Below are 21,394 nucleotides of genomic sequence, written 5' to 3' on the forward strand. Positions count from 1 at the left end.
TTCAACTTTTTTACGCGCCCGCCTTCGTGGCGGGCGTTTCATCATGACCATGAAAACCTTGTTGTTGCGCGCCGCGTCGATCGGCGCGATCGCGATGGCGCTCGGTGCGTGCACGACGCAATCGGGCGTCACTTACGACATCCGCGCGGTGTCGATCCCCGGCAAGCCGGACAACGTGTTCCGCGTGAGCTGCGACGGACTGTTGGGCAGTGCGAACGCGTGTGCCCGCGCGGCGGAAGAGTTCTGCCAGGGGCAAGGCTTCACACCGCTCGAGATGATCGATCGCGTGTACAGCCGTGCGCCGAAGAAGGACCCGCGCGAAATCACGTTCATGTGCGGCAAGCCGCAGCCGGCCCCGGTGGCGGCGCCGGTCGCGCAACCGCAACCGCGGCCCGCGCCGGTCCCGCAGCGCCAGGTGCTGCTGCAGGGCGACGCGAACTTCGCGCTCGACAGCGCGGTGCTCACGCCCGAGGCGCGCAGCAATCTCGACCGGTTCATCGACGTCAATCGCGGCGTCGAATTCCGTCGCGTGACCGTCACAGGCTTCACCGATTCGACGGGCAGCGCGACGCACAACCTCGCGCTGTCGGCTTCGCGCGCGCGTAACGCGATGAACTACCTGAGCGCCAACGGCCTGAAGGCGCAGTCGTTCGTGTCGCAGGGCCAGGGTGCCGCCGAGCCGGTCGCGTCCAACGCGACGGCCGAAGGCCGCGCGCAGAACCGCCGCGTCGAGGTCCGGATCGACGCGCAGTAAGGCTGGGGCGGCATGACCGGCTGATGCCGGCCTGCTTTCCCCGGAAGAAGTTCGAAGCCGCCGGCGCTCGATGCGCCGGCGGCTTTTTTCGTGCCGGCGCCCGGCCCGGGCTGCGGCCCGCCGCCCGATCCATGGTTGCCGCCCCGGTTTCATGCGAAGATAGCGCCCAATTACGATCCACGACGCCGCGATGCGCGCCGTCGCCGCCCGCCAGGCGGCGAGCCGGCCGCGACGATTGCCGCGCACATCTGGACGACTATGGGAAGCTATCTGATACGCGTGGTACTGGCCGACGACCACCCGGCGATGCTGGTCGGCGTCGAGCACGGCCTGTCGTCGGTGCCGACGATCCAGTTGACCGGCAAGGCCGTCAATTCGACCGAGCTGATCCGGCTCGTCGAGGCCGGCGTGTGCGACGTCGTGGTGTCCGACTATGCGATGCCCGGCAGCGCGCACGGCGACGGCATCACGCTGTTCTCCTATCTCCAGCGCAATCACCCGGCCGTGAAGCTGGTCGTGCTGACCATGCTCGACAACCCGGCCGTGATCGGCGCGCTGACGCGGCTCGGCATCGAATGCATCGTCAGCAAATCCGACACGATCGATCACCTGATTCCCGCGATTCACGCGGCCGCGACGGGCGGCACGTATTTCTCGCCGTCGGTCGAGAAGGTCGTGCGCACGCTCACGTCGCATTCGAGCGCCCGGGCGGCCGACCAGAAGCGCGACCTCAGCGACCGCGAGCTCGAAGTCGTGCGGCTCTATGCGTCGGGCCTCACGGTCAACGAGATCGCGGACAAACTCAGCCGCAGCAAGAAGACGATCAGCACGCAGAAGGCGCGCGCGATGGAAAAGCTCGGGATCGAGAAGGACATCGACCTGCTGCGTTACGCGATCGAGCACGGGATCGTCGCCGCGTCGGCCAGCGAAGGGCGGGGTGGTGACACGAAAGAGGAAGGCAGCGTCGATCCGGCCTGACGGCACGCGCGACGATGCCGGCCGCGCGGGATGGCGGCCATCAAGATGAATGCGCCGGATCGTACCGGCGCACCGAAACCCCGGCGCCTCGCGGCTGCCGGGGTTTTTCGTTTCAGGTCACGGCGGCGGTTTCAGCCGCCTGCTTCATCGCCGCGCGCGGGCGGTGCGTAGCCGTAGTCGGTGACGAGCCCGCACGCGATCGCATAGCGCACCAGGTCGACGTCGCGCTCGATGCCGAGCTTCTGCATCGCCGAGCTTTTCTGCGTGCTGATCGTCTTCTTGCTGCGGTTCAGCTTGTCGGCGATCTCGTTGACCGACAGCCCCGACGAAAAGAGACGGATCACCTCGACCTCCCGCACCGACAGCGCGGGCGCCCGGCCGCCGACGCTGCCCGTATTGCGCAGGATCCGGTCCATCGACGGCGACAGGTAGCGACCGTTCGTATAGGCCGCATGAATCGCCATCGTCAGGTGATTCGGCATGTCCGACTTGCTGACGATGCACGCGATGCCGATATCGATCAGCGCGCGCAGCGCCACCGCGTTTTCCATCATCGTCATCACGACGATCTTCAAGCCGGGAAAGCGCTTGAGGATGGTCGTGAACATCGCGAGGCCGTCACCGTATTCGGTGCCCGGCATCGCGTAGTCGGACACCAGCACGTCGCACGGATGGTTCGACAGCGCGTCCATCAGCTCCGTCGAGTTGTGCGCGGTCGCGACGACCGCGACGGTGTTCGTCGCCGACAGCTCGTAGCGGGCGCCGATGACGACCGCCGGATGATCGTCGGCGATCGCGATGCGAATGGGAAAGGTTCTGTTCATGGGTTTCTCGCGCGTTGCGCGGTGCCTGGCGGCACGCGCTCGGCGTCGTTGACGCGGATTGGGGCCGGCGCGGGGCGCGATCGGTCGCGGCGAAACGGCTGGCCGGACGCGATCCCGTCGCGCCGACGGCCGGTGGTGACTCGGATGAATCGCCACTGGCCGTCGGCCGAACAGCGGAAGGGATTGCGCCCTTCCGCTTCGGGTCGACGCTCCGCTTGCGCGGAGCGCGCCGGTCAGAACTCGTAGCCGACCTGGGCACGCACCCCCACATCGCCGACCGACGTGATCGACGTCGCGCCGTTCACCAGCCAGTTGCCGTTGCGCGACCGATAGGTGGCGCCGGCGGCAATCGCCGAGCCGCTCTTGAAGTTCGCGGCGCCGACCGCGACGACCGTCTTGCCCGGCTGCGACGGCGTCATGTTCGGCATCGCCATCGCGGCCGCGATACCGGCGTACGCGTTCTTCGCGACGTCGTTGATCGCGCGGTTCGTGTCGTTGAAGCGTGCGTCGACCGATTCCATCGCACGGTCGAGCTGGCCCTTCGTCGCCGCGTCGGACGCGTTGATGCCGTCCGCGATGTTGACGAGCCGGCGGTTGCCTTCTGCCGTGCCGTCGCCGAACGAAACGGTTTTGGCTTCCGTCGCGACCGAACCTTGACCGATCGCGACCGAGCCGCTGCCGGTGGCCGACGCGCCCTGGCCGAGCGACGTGCTGTTCTCGCCCGATGCGACCGCGCCCTGGCCGACGGCCGTGCCGTTCGCGCCCGATGCCGCCGAGCCCTGGCCGAGCGCCGTGCCGTTTTCGCCCGACGCGACCGCGCCTTGACCGAGTGCCGAGCCGTTCTCGCCCGATGCCACCGAGCCCTGGCCGATGGCCGAGCCGTTGTTGCCCGATGCGACCGCGCCCTGACCGACCGCCGATGCGTTTTCGCCCGATGCGAGCGCGCTGTCGCCAATCGCCGAGCTGTTCTCGCCCGACGCCACCGCACCCTCGCCGACGACGGTCGACCCATCGCCCGTGCCCGGGCCGCCCGTGCCGGGGTTCGCCTCGAGATCGCCGAGGCGGTCGGACAGGTCGCCGAAGCGGCTCGACAGGTCGCCGAGCTGGCCGCTCAGGTCGCCGTACTGCTTCGCGAACTGCTCCTGCAGATCGAACAACTGGCTGCCGTTGACGGCGTCCATGCTCGTCGCGCTGATCTCGCCGGCCGCCACGCGCTGCAGCTTCGTGCCGAAGGTGCCGGCGAACGTCACGGTGTCGAAATTCAGGCCCGAGTCGTAGGTGACCGCGCCGACTTCCTTGCCCGTGTAGTCGATCAGGCCGGTCGCGCGGAGCTGCGACACGGTCACGACGTCGTCGTCGTCCACGCCGTTGGCGACGCCGGACAGCACGCGTGCGCCATCGGCGCCGGTGAAGTTCACCGACGTGCCGCCGGCCAGCGCGCCGACGGTGATCGTGCCGGCCGAGTTTTGCTGGACGAGGCCGAGCGAGCCGTTTTCGAGCTGCTCGGAGAGCTTCTTCAGGCCGCCTTCGTTGGTCGTCATGCGGCCGTCGAGGTTGGTGACGACATCGCCGACCGAGTTGACGATCTTCGTGCCGCCGCTGCCGTCGCCGACGGTGAAGGACGGCGCGGAGATCGAGCCGTCGGCGTTCACCGTTGCGCCGCCGCCGATTGCCGAGGCGACGCTGTCCGACACGCCATGCAGTTGCGCACCGTTGATGGCTTCGGTGCTGGTCGCCGACACGTCACCCGCCGCGATGCCCGTGAGCTTGCGTGCGCCGGTCTTGCTGCTGAAGTTCACGGCATTGCCGTCGGTGTTTGCGCCGACCGTGATGTCGTCGCCCGGCTTGGCCTGCTGGACGAGGCCGAGCGTGCCGCTGCCGATATCGTCAGCGAGTTTCTTGATATCGCCTTCGTTGGCCGTCGTACGGCCGTCGAGGTTGGTGACGACATCGCCGACCGAGTTGACGATCTTCGTGCCGCCGCTGCCGTCGCCGACGGTGAAGACCGGCGCGGAGATCGAACCGTCCGGGTTGACGATCGAGCTACCGCCGATGGCGGAAGCGACGCTTTCCGACAGGCCATGCAGTTGCGCGCCGTTCACGGCTTCGTTGCTCGCAGCCGATACGTCGCCTGCCGCGATGCCCGTGAGCTTGCGTGAGCCGTCCGAGCCGGTGAAGTCCACAGCGCGGCCGCCGGTTTTCGCGCCGACGGTGATGTTGTCATCCTTGGCGGCTTGCTGGACGAGGCCGAGCGTGCCGCTGCCGATATCGTCCGCGAGCTTCTTGATATCGCCTTCGTTGGCCGTCGTACGGCCGTCGAGATTGGTGACGACGTCACCGACCGAGTTGACGATCTTGGTGCCGCCGCTGCCGTCGCCGACGGTGAAGACCGGTGCGGAGATCGACCCGTCCGGGTTGACGATCGAGCTGCCGCCGATTGCCGACGCGACGCTGTCCGCTACACCATGCAGTTGTGCGCCGTTCACGGCTTCGGTGCTGGCCGCCGAGACGTCACCTGCCATGACGCCGGTGAGCGTGCGGGTGCCGTCCATGCCGGTGAAGTCCACGACGCGGCCGCCGGTTTTCGCGCCGACGGTGATGTTGTCATCCTTGGCGGCTTGCTGGACGAGGCCGAGCGTGCCGCTGCCGATATCGTCAGCGAGCTTCTTGATATCGCCTTCGTTGGCCGTCGTACGGCCGTCGAGGTTGGTGACGACGTCACCGACCGAGTTGACGATCTTGGTGCCGCCGCTGCCGTCGCCGACGGTGAAGACCGGCGCGGAGATCGAACCGTCCGGGTTGACGATCGAGCTACCGCCGATAGCGGACGCGACGCTTTCCGACACACCGTGCAGTTGCGCGCCATTCACGGCTTCGTTGCTGGCTGCCGACACTTCGCCTGCCGCGACGCCCGTGAGTTTGCGCGTGCCATCCATGCCGGTGAAGTCCACGACGCGGCCGCCGGTTTCCGCACCGACGGTGATGTTGTCGCTCTTGGTGGCCTGCTGAACGAGACCGATCGTGCCGCTCGACAACTCGCCCAGCTTGTCGTTGAGCTTCGTGATGTCGGAGGTGTTCGTCGAGATGCCGGTTTTCGCGGCCGCCATGTCGCCGTTCAACGCAGTAATTTGTGTATTGGCCGTCGACAACGACGCGTTGGTGGCGGCAAGCGTGGTGTTGGTCGTCGACAGGGTTGCATTCGTCGTCGAAAGCGATGCATTGGTCGTCGACAATGCCGAATTCGTCGCCGCAATCGAAGCGTTCGTGGTCGACAGGCCGGCGTTCATCTGGCCGACGTTTACGGCATCGTTGTTTTCCATGCCTGCTGCGACGTTGACGATCTGACGCTTCAGCGCGTCCGAGCCCACAGAAACGGTGTTTTCACGAGTAGCCGAGCTGGCTTGCCCTAAGGCCACGCTATTCAAACCGGTGCTAGTAACCGAGGCTAAACGGCCAAGGGCGATACCGTAGTTCGCAGCGGCATCCACGGTTGCCGCTGAACCGATAGCAATCGACCTGTCGGCGTATGCCCTTGATGAATAGCCAACGGCAATCCCGTTCGCCCCGTCCGCATAGGCTGCGCCCCCGATCGCGACTCCCGCATTGGCGGTTCTTGCGGCTCCGGCACTACCGCTGTTGATTTGGATATATGTGTCTTCGAGAGCGGCTTGTGTGCCGATCGAGCTTGTGCCAAAAACGCTGTCGGTCCGGCATACACCAGCGGTGTCTCGGCTTCCATCCCTTCCATCGTCGGTTACGCACGCATCGATTGCAAATGCGCTGCCGATCGATGTGGCACCAAGTGTCAGTGCGACGACGGCCTGCCGTGCCGCGCGCGACGAACCCTTCGAATGCGACTTCGCCGTTTCGGCCGCGGCCGTCCACGTGCTGGTCACGGCGTTCCAAACGCTGCGATAGGTCTTGTTCATATCCCTACTCCTTTCAGTTTGTCAGTTCACAAACCGATGGTAGGGATCGGCCTCGTCCTAATCAGTCGTCCTTGGCTGATTCGAGATAGCGTCTTTGTAGGCCCAGTCCTACAGGCGTGCAATGCCCTCGCCGGCGTGGTCCGAACGTCAGACAGGGAGAGAGAAAAAGACCGACCGGCGAGCGCCGGTCGCGTCGTATTCAGGCAGACGGGGCTTGCGTCGCACGCCGTTGAAGTGCTTCACGCGCAAGACGTTCCATATGCGCCAGCCGCGCGTCGAAAGCGCTCATGTCACCACCATGAATGGCCGCCTGCAACACGCCGACCGTATCGGCCACGTCATGCTCGTGAATCGTCGCAAACGCCCCGCGCAGCGAATGGAGTTCGTGCCGCAACGCGGCCACGTCATCGCGTGCCCGCGCATCGCGAATCCCCGCCAGCGATTGCACGAGGCTCGTTTCCAGCAGCTTATGGACGTCCGGCGGCAACGGCCCTTCCGCGAGATCGACGAGCGCGCGCCGGGCCGGCGCTTGCGCGGCGGCCGCATGCGCATACCGCCGCACGGTGCGATCGATCGTGTCGAGCAGCACGGGCTTCACGAGCACCGACACGATCCCGGCTTCCGCGCACCGCGCATGCTCGGCCGCGCTTGCATGCGCGGTGACGGCGACGATCGGCAGCCCCGGATACTGCGCACGCAGCACGCGCGCGAGCGTGTAACCGTCCATGCCCGGCATGTTCAGGTCGGTCATCACGAGGTCGTAGCGCGTATCGGCACAGCGCCGCAGCGCCGACGCACCTTCCTCGGCCGCGTCCGCCGCATAGCCGAGCGTGACGAGCTGCCCCTGCAGCAGCGTGCGGTTCACCGGATGATCGTCGACCACCAGCACGCGCGCGCTCACGCTGGGCAGCACGCCATCGTCGGCGAGCGCCGCGTCGTGCTCGGCCACCTGCGCGTCGCTCGCCGCCCGCATCGGCAACGTGACGACGAACGTGCTGCCCTTGCCGGGCGCGCTCTTCACTTCGACCGCACCGTGCATCATCTGCGTGAGCTGCTTCGTCAGCGCGAGCCCGAGGCCCGTGCCGCCGTAGCGCCGCGTGATCGACGTATCGGCCTGCGTGAACGGGCGGAACAGCGCCGCGCGCTGCGCGTCGGTCATCCCGATCCCGGTATCGCTGATGCCGATCGCGATCGGCGAATCGGGGTTCGTGTCGTCGCGCAGATACACCTCGAGCGTGACTTCGCCATGATTCGTGAACTTGATCGCGTTGCCGAGCAGGTTCGCGGCGATCTGCCGGATGCGCGTCGGGTCGCCGAGATAGCGCGACGCCAGCGCATCGTCGACGAACACGTCGAACTGCAAGCCCTTCGCTGCCGCGAGCGGTTCGAACATCGCGCCGGTCTGCCGGATCGTCTCCGCGAGATCGAACGGAATCGCCTCGATCGTCATCTGGCCGGCCTCGATCTTCGACAGGTCGAGGATGTCGTTGATCAGGTCGAGCAGCACCGACGACGCGCCTTCGACCGTATGCAGTCGTTCGCGCTGCGACTCGGCGAGCGGCTCGCGGCCGATCAGTTCGAGATTGCCGAGGATCGCGTTCAGCGGCGTGCGGATCTCGTGGCTCATCGTCGCGAGGAACGCGGATTTCGCGTCGTTCGCGGCGTCGGCGGCGCGCGCCGCTTCGTCGAGCCGGCGCTCGATGTTCTTCTGCGACGTGATGTCGGAAAAGTTGCACAGCACGACGTCCATGTCGTGAAAGCGTGTGCGCACGAGGTTGACGAGCAGGTCGACCGCTTCGCCGCCGGCGGTGGGCAGCGTCACGTGCAGATCGGGTTGCCACGCGGCGGCGGCCGGCGAACGGTCGAAGCGTTCGAGCAGCCTTGCCGGCAACGACGGTTCGCCCGCGCGGCGCGCATCGTAGTCGCGCATCGTGTCGTTCTGCAGCAGCACCGCGCCGTCGGCGAGCGACAGCAGCGCGATGCCGGACGGCGCGGCTTCGACGATCGTCCGGTTCAGGTTCTCGCTGTCGATCACGCGCCGCGTGCGCGCGTCGTCGGGTTTCAGCACGCGGCGGTCGAAACGCACCAGCAGCCACCACACGAGCGCGATCACCGCGAACATGATCGCGACGTACCAGCCCGCGCGCAGGCCGATCGTCGCGAGCAGCGAGCGCAGCGTGAACGCCTGCACGAGCGTCCAGTCGGTTTCGGCGATCGGCTGGCTCAGCGAGAACAGCCCGTCGCCGAACGCGGTGCGCGGCCCGCCGCGGCGGACGGCTTCGCGCGTGTGCGCGCCGAGCCGCTCGACGGCCGCGCGGGTGGCGTCGTCGTCGGCCGCGGTGCCGGCGCGCAGCAGCGTGCGTCCGTGCGCGTCGACGATGATCGCCGAATCGGCCGTGTCGCCGGTCGCGAGGCGGGCGCGCAGCACGTCGACCGGCACCGTCGACAGGAACACCGCGCGCGGCACCTGCATGTCGTAGACGGCGCCGGCGATCCGGAACACGTCGCGCCGCTGCACGGGATCGTAGACAGGCGGATGCCATTCGTATTGCCCGGGTGGCGGCGTCGCGATGCCGGCGGCGACTTTGTCGACCAGCGTGGCTGCATCGGTGGCGGGCGACGCGGTGAGCGGATCGGGCGGCACCGGTTCGGGAATGACGACCGCAAAGCTGCGGTCGGGGCGATACACGTAGCCCGCGATCGAGCGATCGGCGTCGTGCTTCGCGACGTACGCGCCGACGCGATAGCTCATGTCGCTCGCCATCGCCAGATCGTGCGCGTAGCTGTCGGCCGGGTGCGCGGGCGACAGGTCGGCCAGCACGAGCGTCGGCGGGAAAGTCGGGCTGCCCTGAATGATCAATCTGCCATGGCCGGCCGCGAGCGCGGCGACGCGCGCCGGATCGGTCGCACGGGAATTCCACACGGCTTCGTCGTGGGTGACGAGCGTGTCCATGCCCGTCGTGCGCATCTTGAATTCGATCTGGACGAGGAACTGGCGCACCGCGAAGGTCGTATAGCGCGCCTGGATCGCTTCGCGCGCCATCGTGTACAGCATCAGGCCGCTCGCGAGCAGGATCGCGACCGTCACGGCCGCGCCGCCGGCATAGAGCAGCGCGCGCTGGCGGCGGCCGACGCGGGTGGGCGCGGCGGGCGCGGGCGCGGCGGCGGAGCGGGCGGAATCGGGTGCGGCGCGGTGGTCCATCGGGAGCGGGGCGGTCGGCCAGGGTGCCCCCATGATAATGGAGTCCGATCAGCGCGCAATGGAGCCTGTCAGGGTTGCGGGGGGCGGCGAGTCGACCGGGCGACACACGTGCGGCACAGGCGCGCGACTGGCGACCGCGCGAGCCCTCACGATTCCGATGCGCCGCCGGCTATTGCCGCGCCGCGTCTTCCTGCGCGGGCTCCGCACCCGGCTCGCACGTGACGAGCCGATAGCCGAATCCGTACATCGTCATCATCTTCACGCCGTGCCGCCCGTCGAGTTCGAGCCGGTCGCGCAGATACGCGACGTGCGTGTCGAGCCGCCGGCTCGTCGATGCGACGAGCGAGCCCCACACGAGCTGGCTCATGTGCGTACGGTCGAGCGCGCGGCCCATGTTCAGGAAGAACGCGGTCGCGATCTGGAAGTGCTTCTCGGTCAGCACGTGCTCGCGGCCGGCGACGTTCACGCTGCGCGTGGCCGTGTCGAATTCGAACGCGCCGATGCGCCAGTGGCGATGATGGGTCGCGCGATGATGCGACCAGCGCAGCCAGGTCGCGATGCTGGCGATCAACGTGTCCGGGGCCACGGTGTACGGATGATGTTCATTCGCGCCGGCGACGAAACACGCGGAGCGCGCGAGCTCGGCGTCGCGCTGGCTGATCGACACGATCGCCACGGTGCCGGCGAACCGCGCGCGCAGCGCACGGATCGCGTCCGTCGTGCGGCGGCACGCCGTTTCGCACTGGACGATGAAGAGATCGAACGCGCGTGTCTCGCAGCTCGCGAGCAGGTCGGGCAAATACTCGAAGCGCGACGGCCGGTAGCCGGCGCGGCGCAGGATGTCGTCGATGCGCAGGCGGTCGTAGCCGTAACCGGCGCGACGCAGCCGATCGTCGAACGTGCCGCGGCTCGGATGGTCGATCGTCAGGATCGCGACGGCGGTGGAAGGGGCGTCGGTCACGATGCGATCGCACCGGGCGTGCGCGAATGAGGAGAGGAGAGCGCGATCATGGCCGGACAGGTTCCGGGCAGGTAGCGGCGTGACGCCGTCCAAAAAAGTCCCGCCAGGGAGGGCGGGAAAATATCGACTATGGAGCCTGTACTCCAGGAGGCAACGGAGAACAAGCAGGCCGATTGTGTTCGATTCGGAGTGTGAAGGAAATCAGCCTGGTCTGAAACTACGTACGACGAGCGCATTCCGTCCGGTACCGCCGTTAAAATAAACCGCTTTCTTGTCGCTTTTTGTCGGCAGCAATCCTTCGTTAGAGCGATCCGCATGATTTTTGTCTACCGCTACCGGGTGAAGTCGCGCAACGGACTGCTCAACAAGCAGAGCCGCGCGGTGAACTACGTCTGGAACTTCTGCAATGCCACGCAGAAGCACGCGCTGAAGTGGAACAAGAAATGGCCGACCGGTTTCGACCTGAACGTGCTGACGACCGGCAGCAGCAAGGAACTCGGTATTCACTCCGGCACAGTCAACGCGACGTGCGAGCAATACGCGAAGTCGCGCAGTCAGCACCGACGCCCCTACCTGCGCTATCGCGGCAGGAAATCGCTGGGCTGGGTGCCGCTGAAGGGACGTGACCTGAAGCGCGAGGGTGACGCGTTCCGTTTCGCCGGCAACACGTTTCGCGTGTTCAACAGTCGACCGCTTCCCGAAGGCAAGATCAAGGACGGCACCAACTTTGCGCAGGATGCGCGCGGCAATTGGTTTCTCAACATCGTGATCGAAGTACCCGACGTTCAGGCCCGACCTATCCGTTCCGGCGTCGGCATCGATCTCGGCCTGAAAGACTTCGCCACACTTTCGACCGGCGAGAAGCTGCCCAATGACCAGTTCGGCCGACGAGCGGCGGAAAAGCTGGCGAAAGCGCAGCGAGCACGCAAGCACAAGCGACATATCGCGAAGCTGCACGCCAAGGTCGCCAATGCCCGCGCCGACTTCCAGCACAAGCTCGCGTTCGATCTGGTGCGGCGCTTCGATTACATCGCGGTCGGCAACGTGTCGGCCGCGAAGCTCGCCAGAACCAGGATGGCGAAGAGCGTCTACGACGCATCCTAGTCGTCCTTCCGAAACAAGCTCCGCTACAAAGCGATCGCGCACGGGGCCACGTTCGAGGAAGTCGACGAAAGCGGTTCCACCCAGTCCTGTTCGGCGTGCGGATCGAAAGACAGCACGACGCGGCCGAAAGGTATCGCGGGACTGAGAATGAGAGAGTGGGCCTGCAGTGACTGTGGTGCCGAGCATGATCGAGATACCAACGCTGCGCTGAACATTCTCCGATGCGGACGTGCATCGCCATATGTGGGAATCACTAGCCTTTAGGCGCGTGAGGACGTCAAGATCAAGCGCTTTGCCCTGTTGTCCACGATATCTATCTCGGGTATAGCTACGCCGACATGGAAAACGTCGAGACCGGCTTCAACACGTTCGCGAACCGCGTCAACGCGCGCGACGAGCAATTGAAGGCATAGCTGTCGTCGAACGGGATACCCATCGGCCTGCGCGGCCGGTTCTGATGGCGATGCGTCGTCGTGAGGCGGCGCGTGCATGAGTGAGGAGGGGTATCTGGCCCGGCTTTCCGTCGTTGTGATAGGACTAGGCTTACCGCCGCGTGCGGCGGGATGTATCGTGGTCCGATTTACCGAAACCGGTGCCAAAGCGATACTCGAAGCCATTCGTTCAACTACGGGAGCACGGATTGCCGCGACGGATGTCGCGCAATGCGTCGTCGACATCATGAGCATGCAGGACATCACCGGGCATTACGCGATTCCGCTCGCGCATCCGTTCTCGGATGTGCCGCCGCCGTACGGCCGGCGACGCCGACCGTTCGTGGCGAGCCGACGCGCGCGGCAACACGTGTTCGATATCTACGGCGCGCCTCGCGTGCCGGCACCCGCGGCTGGCGGCGGCAACGTCGCCAAGGCCGCGCGGCCCGTCAAGGTCGTGCGCGCGACCGACTTCGGCTCCGACAACCGCGCGTGGGTGCGCCCGCATCCGCTGCGCCGCCGCTGGCGGCTCACGCTGATGGCGTGCGCGCTGTTCGGCGCGACATGCATCCTCGCGACGCATCTGGTCGACGAGCGCCAGCACGCGGCCGAGCACGACGCGGTTTATTCGGCGGCGATCGCGGCCGGGCCGACGGCGGCCGTCGCGGCGACGGAAGTCGCGCGGGCGACGGGCCACGCCGCGGAAGTCGCGATCGTGCGGGCGGATCGGGCGCCGCCGACGGATGCGCAGATGAAGGCTGCCGCGACGGTGGTAGCGCAAACCGCGTCCGCGGAAGCGCGTGCGTTGCACGTCGCGGGTAGCGGCTCGGCGGGTGAGCCGGTTGCGGTGGCGATGGCGGTCGCGTCGAATGCCGTCGTCGCGGAAGCCGCGGCGCCGCGTGCCGATCGTGGATCGTCGGCGCGCAAGCCGGCTGCAGTGGCCGCGGCGCGGCCGGCAGCGAAGTCCGCTGCGGCGTCGCGCGGCAAGGCGGCGCGTCAGGCGGGCGCGAACGCGCCTGCCGCGCAACACGCGGCGACCGCGGCACGCGGGGCGACGCCGCATTCGCCGCAGGCGGCCCGCGGGGCCGATATGCCGCCGGCCACGCCGGTATCGAGTTCGGCCCAGGCCGTGGGCATGACCGCCGCCGAGTTCACGCAATGGCTCGCCGCGACGCGCGATACGTCGCGGCCGGCCGCGGGCGGCGCCGATCTGTCGGTCGAGCTGCCGAGTCATACGCGGTTGATCGGGCAATGATGCGTCGATGCCGGGCAGGCGGCGCCCGGCCGAATCGATGTGCGGAAACTTCTCCTCTCTTGAGCGGCCGCTCGTTCCGACCGGCCGCATTTTTTTGCCCGCATCGCATGGCCGCCGGCGCGTGATCGTGACGTCGCACAACGTTGCCCGGCAACCTCGATGGATCTCACTGCACGCCACGCGCGGCGTGCATGCAGAATCAGACCCGACTGATTCCCTTCCCGGCCCACATTCCCGACAATTCAGTTTCTGCGGCCCGGCATACCCCCCGTGTGCCGGATCATGGAGATATCTCCTCTTCGCGGCCGGTCTTCTCGACTGGCCGCTTTTTTATTCCCGTTCGTTACCGGAGAGCACGATCGCGATGCAGCTCGACCGCCTGATTCCTGAAATCCTGTTCGGCTTCACGGGCCTGATCGGCATCATCAACCCGTTCGGCATGGCGTTCGTGTTTCTCGAACGCACGCAATCGCTGACCGAAGCCGAGCGCGCGATCCTGTCGAAGCAGCTTGCGACGAACGTGTTCTTCACGCTGCTCGTGATCTTCTTCGTCGGCGCGCCGGTGCTGAACTTCTTCGGGATCTCGATGGAGGCGCTGCGGATCGGCGGCGGCTTCGCGGTGGCGGTGGCCGGCTGGTCGATGCTGAACGCGCCGGACGTCCCGGCCGGCGGCGACGTCGCCATGCATGGCGACGATCTGCAGAAGCTGATGTCGCGCGCGTTCTTTCCGCTGACGGTGCCGCTGACGATCGGCCCCGGCTCGATCGCGGCCGGCATCGCGCTGCATGCCAATCGTGCGCATACGGCGAGCGATTACCTGGTGTCGGGTGTCGTGTCGGTGGCGGTCGCGGCGCTCGTCGCGTTCGCGATCTGGCAGATCTACAGCCGCGCGACGACACTCGCGCGCTATCTCGGCAGCGAAGGGACGAAGGTCGCGATGCGCGTGTCCGCGTTCCTGCTGCTGTGCGTGGGCGTGCAGATCATGCTGACGGGCCTGGCCGCGTTCGTGCAGATGCTGGGCGGGCAGGCGGGGTGAGCAGCGGCAGCATTCATGGCTAGTGCTGGCGACAAATAAAAAAACCGCTCAATCAAGGAGCGGTCCGTCGCGTTACATCAGCTTGGCCTGTACCCGCGCAATTCCCTGTAACGCACACGCTTCGTCGAGATGCCCGCCCGGCGCACCACCGACACCCACGGCGCCGATCACTTCGTCGCCGGCCTTGATCGGCACGCCGCCGCCGAGCACCAGGAAGCCGTCGATGGCCGTCATCTGCGCGGCGGCCGGGTTCTTCTGCAGGTTCGTGGCCAGCGTGCCGGTCGGCGTTTTCGTCGACAGCGCGGTATAGGCCTTGCGCTTCGACGCATCCACGGTATGCAGCCCCGCGTTGTCGCCGCGCAGCACCGCGCGTTCGATACCGCTGCGGTCCACCACCGTGACCGTCACGTCGTAGCCGCTGGCCGAGCATGCCTGGATCGTCTGCTGCGCGATGTCGGCGGCGAGATTCAACGGCAGGTTTTTCTCGTGAAGCACCTGGGCGGAAGCGGCGGTCGTCAGCGTGGCGGCGACGAGCGTCGCGAGGGTAGCGCGAATGATCATGTGAACTCCTCGATGAAATGACGGATGCGAGCGGGGCATTGGGCGGGCGGTTTCATGCGAACTTTCATGAAAACCGCCGGCGCTTGCGACCGATGCGCAGGCCGTTGCGGCCCGAGGCGATCGATCGCGGCCGTCCGCTCAATGAGTTCAGTGTCGGCCAGCGGGAAGGGAAGCTGAATAGGACAGGGCTTATTCTTGCAGCGGCTATCGCGCGTTGCGGCCTTTGGCGGGCACGCGGCCGTGCGCATGAGTATCCGCCGCACGTTGCACGGGGAGCGTGCCGCCGCAATGCGGGCAGCACGGCCCGTCGCCGTCGCCGTCGGCCGGCCGCGCGTTCGCCCTGTTGCGCTCCATCGCCGATGCGACGAGTTCCGCGCCCATGATCCCGGTTGGAAACGCGATGATCCCGTAGCCGAGCAGGATCGCGCACGACGTGATCAGTCGGCCGAGCGGCGTGACGGGTGTCAGGTCGCCGTAGCCGGTCGTGCTCATCGTCACCGCCGCCCAGTAGACGCCTACCGGAATGCTCGTGATTCCGTGCTCCGGCCCTTCGACCAGAAAGATCACGGTGCCGAGAATCACGACGAGCACGAACATCCCGCCGATGAACACGAAGATCTTGCGCCGCGCGCGCGTGAGCGCCCGGATCAGCATCTGCCCTTCCTCGAGATAGATCGACAGCCCGAGGATGCGGAACACGCGCAGCAGACGCAGCAGCCGCACGTCGATCAGCGCATGCAGGCCGGGGAAGAAGAACGCGAGATAGGTCGGCAGCACCGACACGAGATCGACGATGCCGAAGAAGCTGCGCGCATACGCGACCGGCTTTTTCGCGGTGCAGAGGCGCAGCAGGTACTCGGCGGAAAACAGCAGCGTGAACGCCCATTCGGCCGCGTAGAGCGCGTGGCCGTATTGCTGGTGCAGCGCCTGTACGCTGTCGGCCATCACGACGAGCACGCTCGCGACGATGAGCGCGAGCACCGCGATGTCGAGCTTGCGCAGGAACGAAGGGCGGCGCACGACATGTGTGACGGCATCGCGCGCCGTGGCGAGGGAGGACTGGATCGGCGAAATCATGCGCCCGAGTGTACGAGCCGCGTATCGCCGGGCCTATCGGACGAGTCTGATTCCAGCGTTGCGCGTCACGCGGGCAGCGCGCCCCTTCCACTTGCGCGGTTTCCCCCGGCCCGCCGTTGAAACCGCGCGGCTTCGTGTCCAAGCGCCTTCGCGCCGCGCAGCACATGAGACAGTGCGTTTCCCGGCACCGGCAAGCCGTTGGCGTGGCCGCTGACCTTTGCGCTACGCGACGAACGTGTCGATCGGCGTACCGGCTTGCGTCGACGCGGGGAGGTGACGACGCGGCGTGGCGCCGCATCCCGTCGGCCGCCGGGCATTACTGCCCGAAGCGTTGCGTGACGGTGTCCTTCAGCCGCGCGGCGGTCAGCTCGCCCATGTGCGATTCGACGAGTTCGCCTTTCGCGTTGAAGAACAACGTGGTCGGCAGCCCGCGCGAGCCATACGCGTGCATCGCGTGGAGCGAAGGATCGAGCAGCACGTGATCGAAGCGCAGGCTCTGCTGTTCGAGGAACGCACGCACGGCTTGCGCGTTTTCCCCCTGGTTGAGCATCAGTACCGTGATGCCCGGATGGTCGCGCTGCGCCTGTTCGAGGATCGGCATCTCGCGGCGGCACGGCGCGCACCACGTCGCCCACAGGTTCACGACGACCGGTTTGCCGACGAAGCTTGCCGGCAACACGGGCGTCGAATCGAGCGCCTGGAGCGGCATCGAGGCAAGCGGCGGCGCGCCGCGCTGCAACGTCGCCAGCGTGCCTTGCGCGATGCCCCACGCACCGAGGCCCGCGACGATGCCGGCCAGCACCGGCCGACGCAGCGCGGGCAGGCGGCGCAGGCGCCAGCCGGCGAACACCAGCGCGGCCGCGATGCCGATGCGTGCGTCGAAGCCGCCGTCGCCGAGCGCGACGATCGCGCGTGGCGACGCCGCATAGTCCGGCCACCATTGCGCGACATAACCGGCCCGCGCCGCAATCAGCCCGAGCAGCAGCACGTCGAGGATCAGGCTCGACGCGGTCTTGTGATGCCCGTCGGGCGGACGGCGCTGGATGAAGCGCGCGACGAGCCACGCCAGCAGCGCGGCGACGGCTACCGCGACGACGCGGATCGAGAAGGGACCGATGCTCAGCATGAGAGAGGAAGAATGGACGTGGTCGAGCGGGACAGGAGAGCCGGTGGTCCGCCGCGGCGATCGAGCCGTCGACGGTCGTGCGGCGTTTCGACCGGTTGCCGCGCATGGGGGTTCCGTCGGAGAACGTAACGGCGTGTTGCGGATCGCGACAGGTGCCCGGGCAGCTCAGGCGTGCGCGATGTTCACGCCAGCGTACCGCGAATCAGACCGGTCCGATGGTCAACGGCATACCGATCATCAACAATAGGCAGGCCGGTCTGGTGTGGTGTCCGCCGGTATCCCGCTAGGGATCTCTCCTTGACGGCCGCTCCGCTTCGGAGCGGCCGCTTTTTACCGACGTGCGTGCGCGCGTGAATGCCTTGTGGCGGTCGGTGGGCGCGGCCGCACTCCGATGCATATCGGCTGATTTAACGGAATAGGACCGCTGCCAGATGCGAGCACAGGGCATTCACTCGCGCATTGCATGACGCATGATGGCCGGTTCGCGACCGGCGAGGCTGGTCGTGGGCGGAGGTACAGGGTCTGCCGCCATGGCCCGACGGGCCGCGCATCTGCGCTCCGTCGGGCGTCGGGTCTTACAGCTTTTTCGACGCTGCCAGTGCCGCGTCGCCTTGCGTGGCCGCGGTCGCCGGATCGAGCGTCGCGAGCGTCTTCTCTGTGAATTTCTCGTACAGCCAGTCCATGCGCATGCTGTCGATGCCGGCGATACCGCCGAGCGCATACGACGCCGACACCTTGAAGTGGTCGACCGGGTGATTGTCGGCATCGGCGAACGTGACGGTGCCATCGACGTAATCGCTGCCGGCCATGAAGCCGAACATGACGGCCGAGAAACTCGAGCGCACGCGAATGCCGGTGAATTCGACATTCAGGGGCATCGCATCGGTTGCATACGCCTTGACCAGCAGCTTGCGTGCGTCGAGTGCGTGTTCGATTTTCTCCTGCAGTTTCTTCGCATCGGTTACCGACCGTTGCCCGACACCGTTTCGCCCAGCCGATACGCGGTAAAGAACTCATACCACGGCGTCCCTTCCCCGACGGGCAGGTCGAGCGCCGTCGTTCGCCGTTTCAGCACGCCGAACACGTCGTTGATGAGCGTGTTCAGCGTGCCGTCGCGGAACGGAACCGGTTGCGCCCGCCCCGCGGCGAACGCGCCGTACGCGATAGCCAGCAGGCGTGCGCGGTCATCGGTGTCCGCGATGGCCTGGTCGATCGTTTCGACGAAGCGTGGCCGGTCTTCCGCGCGTGGCGCGGACAGGCACAGGTACACGATCGTCGACAGTTCGTGCCGATCCTTCACGCGCAGCAACGCAGGCAGTAGCGCAACGATCCGTTCCACCGGTTCTTCCCGTAGCGCAGCGCCGAAGTCGAGCACGGCGGTCATCGGGTTGCCGTCCGCTTTCAGGCGTTCGAGCGCGGCTTGCGAGGCCGTAGCACCATCGGGTATCGAAGGCGGCGCAGACCGCAACGCATCGGCCACCTGCTGCGCCCACTCCGGAAAGATCATCCGCACGTTGCCGAACTGCTCGCCGCCTTCCGCGGCCGGATTCCACCGATAGACGATCGTGCCGCCGCGAATGAACGGCGAATACAGGTGCTCGGGCGTTTGCGGCAACGGCCGCCGGTTGATCGGCAGCCACGCGAGCGTGAGCCAGTCGTAGCGGCTCGTTGCGGGCACGGCGGGGCTCGAACTCGCGACGACCTGCCAGGTGCCGCGATTCGCATAGCGGCGGCGCGCATCGGGGACCGGGACGGTGCGGCCTTTCGCGGTGTCGAAATACGTCTTTCCCGTGACGCTCGCGCCGCTGTCGGCGGCCGGCGTGATGGTCGAGATGACCCACGACGCGCCGTCCGCCGAGCGGTAGTCGGACAGCTTCAGCGTCGCCACGTCGTGCACCATGCGCGTTTCCGCCGCGACGGGGCTGGGCGGGGCATCGGCGGGCGCGGCGAAGATACCTGGCATGGGTTTTCCTCGGAATCGGGTGCGTATCGTCGTCGATCGGGGCGATGCGCGGTGGCACGGGTAGTTGTGTCATAACTGTAGAACGTCGTGGCCGGAAACGGAAACTGGCCAAACGGGTAATCGGCGCACACTGTTCGCCACCTGGGCTTACCATGCGCATCCTGAGCCAACGATGCATACCGGGCAGGAGTACGCATGACCGACACGAAAGCCATCACCGAACACTGGACGCGAGTCGCCGACCAATGGATCGGCTGGGCCGGCAAGCCGGGCCACGATGCGTTCTGGAAATATCGCGCGGGGCTCGCGGCCTACATCGGTCGCGGCACCGGCGCCGCGCTGGAGATCGGCTGCGGCGAAGGCCGCGTGAGCCGCGAGCTGAAGGCGCTCGGCTACGACGTGACCGCGAGCGACGCGGTGCCCGCGATGCTCGACGCCGCGCGTCACGCGGATTCCGCGCATCGCTATCAACTGGCCGATGCAGCGGCGCTGCCGTTCGACGCGGCCAGCTTCGATCTCGTGATGGCGTACAACGTGCTGATGGATCTCGACGACATGCAAGGCGCGCTGAACGAGGCGCGCCGCGTGCTGAAGCCGGGCGGCACGCTGTTCATCTCGATCGTGCATCCGTTCCGCGATCGCGGCGGCTTCGCCGGGCCGCAGCCCGATGCGCCGTTCGTGCTGACGGGCAGCTATTTCGGGCGCGAGCATTTCGACGGCGTGGAAACGCGCGACGGGCTGTCGATGCACTTCGCGGGCTGGTCGCTGCCGCTGCAGGCGTATATGGAGGCGCTGGAAGCGGCCGGGTTCGCCATCGTGTCGCAACGCGAGCCGCCGCCCGATCATGCCGATACGGATCAGTTGAAGCAGTGGGCGCGCGTGCCGCTGTTCATGTGGATCAAGGCGCGGCCGCTGGGGTGAGTGCGGCCGGGGCTTGGTCCGGTGGATTGAATCGGGCGGAAAAATTAGCGCGCACGAATGGAGTCCCGTGGGCTACTGAAAATGAACGGCGGGCCTGTTTTGTATCCCGAGGGCTACCGCATGAATGGGCGGCAGTCCGGCGGCGGCGGCCCGCGAGCCGGCCTGATGCTCGCGCCTCGACGACTTACCCGCGCATCGGCGGATTGAGCCGCGCGAACGCCGCCTGCCGGCGATACGGGAAGTACGGATACGGCGCTTCCACCGCACTCGCCGCATCGAGTTTCGCGACCTGCGCATCGGTCAGCGCCCAGCCGACCGCGCCGAGGTTCTGCCGCAACTGTTCCTCGTTGCGCGCGCCGACGATCACCGACGACACGGTCGGGCGCTGCAGCAGCCAGTTCAGCGCGATCTGCGGCACCGTCTTGCCGGTTTCTTCCGCGATCGCGTCGAGCGCATCGACCACGTCGTACAGGCGCGCGTCGTCGACCGGCGGCCCGTAGCTGGCCGTTTCATGCAGGCGGCTGCCCGCGGGCAGCGGCGCATTGCGCCGGATCTTGCCGGTGAGCCGGCCCCAGCCGAGCGGGCTCCACACCAGCGCGCCGAGGCCCTGGTCGGCGCCGAGCGGCATCAGGTCCCACTCGTAGTCGCGGCCGACGAGCGAGTAGTACACCTGGTTCGCCACGTAGCGCGACCAGCCATGCCGGTCGGCCGCCGCGAGCGACTTCATGATCTGCCAGCCGGCGAAGTTCGACACGCCGATATAGCGCAGCTTGCCCGCGCGCACGAGATCGTCGAGCGTCGACATCACTTCCTCGACCGGCGTGCCCGCGTCGAACGCGTGCAGTTGCAGCAGGTCGATGTAGTCGGTGTCGAGGCGGCGCAGCGCGTCGTCGACGGCGCGCACCAGCCGGGCGCGCGACGTGCCCGCGTCGTTCGGGCCGTCGCCGGTGGGCAGGCCCGTCTTGGTCGAGATCAGCACCTGGTCGCGGCGCCCCTTGAGCGCGGCGCCGAGCACGCGCTCGGACGCGCCGTCCGAATACACGTCGGCCGTGTCGAACAGGTTGACGCCGGCTTCGAGACAGATGTCGATCAGGCGGCGCGCTTCGTCGACGCCGGTATTGCCCCATGCACTGAACAGCGGGCCGGTGCCGCCGAAGGTGCCGGCGCCGAAGCTCAGGGCGGGGACCTTGAGGCCGGAGCGGCCGAGCGTACGGTATTCCATGTGCGGTTCCTCTCGTCGTGTGAGCGCGGCGCGGCCGCGCGTCGATCGTC

General features: G+C 67.2%; 14 protein-coding genes and 2 pseudogenes. 6 read left to right on the forward strand and 10 right to left on the reverse strand.

Translation table 11 applies throughout. The features are described from left to right. Positions 1 to 43: 43 nt before the first annotated feature. Both HWX07_RS14750 and HWX07_RS14755 read left to right on the forward strand, forming a co-directional pair. Positions 44 to 754, forward strand: coding sequence for an OmpA family protein (locus HWX07_RS14750; protein ID WP_077219799.1), 711 nt, complete (start codon positions 44 to 46; stop codon positions 752 to 754). Between the two features lie 258 nt (positions 755 to 1,012). Beyond that, positions 1,013 to 1,732, forward strand: a complete 720-nt coding sequence (locus tag HWX07_RS14755; RefSeq protein ID WP_074804593.1) for a response regulator transcription factor — start codon at positions 1,013 to 1,015, stop codon at positions 1,730 to 1,732. Between the two features lie 131 nt (positions 1,733 to 1,863). On the opposite strand, the gene HWX07_RS14760 is transcribed toward HWX07_RS14755, so the two are convergent. The 4 genes from HWX07_RS14760 to HWX07_RS14775 all read right to left on the reverse strand — a co-directional run bounded on the left by HWX07_RS14760 (position 1,864) and on the right by HWX07_RS14775 (position 10,648). After that, complete coding sequence (locus HWX07_RS14760; RefSeq protein WP_027809340.1) at positions 1,864 to 2,556, reverse strand: response regulator; 693 nt, start codon at positions 2,554 to 2,556, stop codon at positions 1,864 to 1,866. Positions 2,557 to 2,789: 233 nt separating this feature from the next. Then, positions 2,790 to 6,485 (reverse strand): ESPR-type extended signal peptide-containing protein, encoded by a 3,696-nt coding sequence (locus tag HWX07_RS14765; protein ID WP_175876709.1) that lies wholly within the window; start codon positions 6,483 to 6,485, stop codon positions 2,790 to 2,792. A gap of 199 nt (positions 6,486 to 6,684) precedes the next feature. Further along, positions 6,685 to 9,720 (reverse strand): ATP-binding protein, encoded by a 3,036-nt coding sequence (locus HWX07_RS14770; protein ID WP_244129989.1) that lies wholly within the window; start codon positions 9,718 to 9,720, stop codon positions 6,685 to 6,687. Positions 9,721 to 9,856: 136 nt separating this feature from the next. Then, positions 9,857 to 10,648 carry a winged helix-turn-helix domain-containing protein gene (locus HWX07_RS14775; protein ID WP_226211924.1) on the reverse strand — a complete coding sequence of 264 codons (792 nt, stop codon included), beginning with the start codon at positions 10,646 to 10,648 and terminating at the stop codon, positions 9,857 to 9,859. A 315-nt stretch (positions 10,649 to 10,963) separates the two neighbouring features. Here HWX07_RS14775 and HWX07_RS14780 point away from each other — a divergent pair. The 3 genes and pseudogenes from HWX07_RS14780 to HWX07_RS14790 all read left to right on the forward strand — a co-directional run bounded on the left by HWX07_RS14780 (position 10,964) and on the right by HWX07_RS14790 (position 14,474). Continuing rightward, positions 10,964 to 12,016 (forward strand): annotated as a pseudogene (locus tag HWX07_RS14780) (transposase). Positions 12,017 to 12,322: 306 nt separating this feature from the next. After that, positions 12,323 to 13,438, forward strand: a complete 1,116-nt coding sequence (locus tag HWX07_RS14785) for a serine protease (protein WP_244129990.1) — start codon at positions 12,323 to 12,325, stop codon at positions 13,436 to 13,438. A gap of 364 nt (positions 13,439 to 13,802) precedes the next feature. Continuing rightward, the gene (locus HWX07_RS14790) at positions 13,803 to 14,474 is read left to right on the forward strand and encodes an NAAT family transporter (protein WP_074804566.1); all 672 of its coding nucleotides are present in this window, start codon (positions 13,803 to 13,805) and stop codon (positions 14,472 to 14,474) included. Between the two features lie 72 nt (positions 14,475 to 14,546). Here HWX07_RS14790 and HWX07_RS14795 read toward each other — a convergent pair whose 3' ends face one another. From HWX07_RS14795 to HWX07_RS14815, 5 genes and pseudogenes are all read right to left on the reverse strand, one after another. Further along, positions 14,547 to 15,035 (reverse strand): heme-binding protein, encoded by a 489-nt coding sequence (locus HWX07_RS14795; protein WP_059721025.1) that lies wholly within the window; start codon positions 15,033 to 15,035, stop codon positions 14,547 to 14,549. 204 nt (positions 15,036 to 15,239) lie between these two features. Then, the gene (locus tag HWX07_RS14800; RefSeq protein WP_175876710.1) at positions 15,240 to 16,112 is read right to left on the reverse strand and encodes an ion transporter; all 873 of its coding nucleotides are present in this window, start codon (positions 16,110 to 16,112) and stop codon (positions 15,240 to 15,242) included. A 316-nt stretch (positions 16,113 to 16,428) separates the two neighbouring features. Beyond that, on the reverse strand, positions 16,429 to 17,238 hold the full coding sequence (locus HWX07_RS14805) for a TlpA disulfide reductase family protein (RefSeq protein WP_175876711.1): 810 nt from the start codon (positions 17,236 to 17,238) through the stop codon (positions 16,429 to 16,431). A 575-nt stretch (positions 17,239 to 17,813) separates the two neighbouring features. Then, positions 17,814 to 18,197 (reverse strand): annotated as a pseudogene (locus tag HWX07_RS14810) (DUF4410 domain-containing protein); the annotation flags it as partial. Positions 18,198 to 18,199: 2 nt separating this feature from the next. Then, a complete protein-coding gene (locus tag HWX07_RS14815) occupies positions 18,200 to 19,201 on the reverse strand; it encodes a hypothetical protein (RefSeq protein ID WP_175876712.1) in 1,002 nt (333 codons plus the stop codon). Between the two features lie 195 nt (positions 19,202 to 19,396). Between HWX07_RS14815 and HWX07_RS14820 the strand changes: the two genes are divergently transcribed. Beyond that, positions 19,397 to 20,122 carry a class I SAM-dependent methyltransferase gene (locus HWX07_RS14820; RefSeq protein WP_175876713.1) on the forward strand — a complete coding sequence of 242 codons (726 nt, stop codon included), beginning with the start codon at positions 19,397 to 19,399 and terminating at the stop codon, positions 20,120 to 20,122. Between the two features lie 184 nt (positions 20,123 to 20,306). On the opposite strand, the gene HWX07_RS14825 is transcribed toward HWX07_RS14820, so the two are convergent. Continuing rightward, positions 20,307 to 21,344 (reverse strand): aldo/keto reductase, encoded by a 1,038-nt coding sequence (locus HWX07_RS14825; RefSeq protein WP_175876714.1) that lies wholly within the window; start codon positions 21,342 to 21,344, stop codon positions 20,307 to 20,309. Positions 21,345 to 21,394 lie beyond the last annotated feature (50 nt).

This window comes from Burkholderia sp. BCC0097, assembly GCF_902832985.1.
Taxonomy (GTDB): Bacteria; Pseudomonadota; Gammaproteobacteria; order Burkholderiales; family Burkholderiaceae; genus Burkholderia; species Burkholderia orbicola.